The sequence below is a fragment of the Streptomyces katrae genome, assembly GCF_000966975.1.
Taxonomy (GTDB): Bacteria; Actinomycetota; Actinomycetes; order Streptomycetales; family Streptomycetaceae; genus Streptomyces; species Streptomyces katrae.
Genome location: NZ_JZWV01001631.1, coordinates 1 through 1,590, shown reverse-complemented (window position 1 = coordinate 1,590; position 1,590 = coordinate 1). Strand labels below are relative to the sequence as shown.

2 protein-coding genes are annotated in these 1,590 nt (G+C 73.0%); both read right to left on the bottom strand.

What is annotated here, in order from left to right:
* Position 1: 1 nt before the first annotated feature.
* Entirely contained in the window at positions 2–727 is a 726-nt protein-coding gene (locus VR44_RS39740) for a ScbR family autoregulator-binding transcription factor (RefSeq protein WP_094192215.1), read from the bottom strand.
* 85 nt (positions 728–812) lie between these two features.
* Complete coding sequence (locus VR44_RS39735) at positions 813–1,514, bottom strand: AfsR/SARP family transcriptional regulator (RefSeq protein WP_245692907.1); 702 nt, start codon at positions 1,512–1,514, stop codon at positions 813–815.
* Positions 1,515–1,590: the final 76 nt, after the last annotated feature.

Here is a 1,590-nt window from a genome sequence, read left to right as displayed (position 1 = left end):
CCTACACCCCGCTCCCGAGGTACTCGTAACTGCGTTCCCCGTCCGCCACGCGCGTCTCGAAGGCCCGCGTCCGGTACTCCCGCGCCCGCTCCGGCCCGACGAGGCTCGGCAGCAGCAGCCCCCACAGGGCCGCCACCTTCCGCTGGAGTTCCGCGTAGGACAGCCCGGTCCCGGCCAGTACCTCGATCCCGCACACGGCGGCGGCCACCAACGCCTCGGCGCTCTCCCACCGGTCGGCGGCCGAACCCCCGCCACCGGCGGTGTCCCCGCCCTCCAGCCCGTCGGGCGGCGGGTCCAGCGGCAGCTCGCCCACGTCCCGCGCCATCCGCAGCAGTTCGCAGACGGCCTCCAGCCACGCCCCGTGGAAGTCCACCGCGGGCGGCTGCTGTCCGGCGCACTCCTTGGTGATGCGGAAGCTCGCCGGGATCGCGGGATCCTCGTGCAGCGTCCGCGCCAGCCAGTGCGTGGTGTCGATCAGCGCCTGGAGGGGCGAGGCCCCGCCCTCCCGCAGTCCCCGGACGGCCTCGTGCAGCAGACCGCAACCCCGCTGCTGCACGGCGTCCGCGAGCTCGTCCTTCGAGGCGAAGTGGAAGTACAGCGCCCCCTTCGTCACCCCGGCCGCACCCGCGATCTCACCGAGCGTCGCGTTGGCGTAGCCGTTGCGGTGGAACAACTCGGCCCCGGCGAAGACCAACCGCCTGCGGGTCCGCTCCGACCTCTCCTGCACCGCTCCGTCTCCTTCCGCCCCCGCTGCGTCCCTGGCCGTTCCCCGGCCGGCGCCGTCCGCCTCGGGCCGGCACCAGCCGCGCGGGTCAGGCCCGTACGAGGCGGTCGGCCCGCCCACCCGCTCCGGCGACCGCGGCCGCGACGGGCGCCGCCTGCAGGGCGAGCATGAACTGTCCGTGCAGGTTCTCGTGGGTGCGGTACCGGCTCACCAGCACCGTCAGCTCCGCGAGCAGCTCCCGGTGGCGGCCCAGCTTCAGGTCGGCCTCTATGCGCTGGTCGAGCGCGCACAGCCGGGTCTCCTCCAGCCGGCGCGTCTCCATGTCCAGCTGCACGCCGCCCTGTACGTCGGCGAAGGCGGGCCCGGACCACAGGGCGAGCGCCTCGCGCAGCCGCTGGGCGGCGACCGGGAAGTCACCCGCGTCCATCGCCCGGTAGCCGAGGCCCGCCAGCCGGTCGAACTCCCGCACGTCGCTGGTCCCGCCACCGCTGTTGAGCAGGTAGCCGCCGGGCAGCGTGACGAGGACGTCCTTCGCGGTGCGCTCCCCGTCGGTCCCCTCGAGGGCGGTCGCGATCAGGGCGCGCAGCTGGAGGACGTACGTCTGGAGCGTGGTGCGGGCACTGCGCGGGGGCATCGTTCCCCACAGCTCCTCTATCAGCGCCGACACCGGTACGACCTGGTCGGCGTGGAGGGCCAGGAGGGCCAGGACCTGCCGGGGCTTGGGAGCGGTGGGCGTGATGGAGATCCCGTTCTCCCGCACGGCGAGTGCGCCCAGTACATCGATGTCCACGTCGTACTCCCCTGTCCTTTGGATGAGTCACAAGAGTCAGTAGAAAACAGGCCGGACGGTTTGTCAATACGAAACC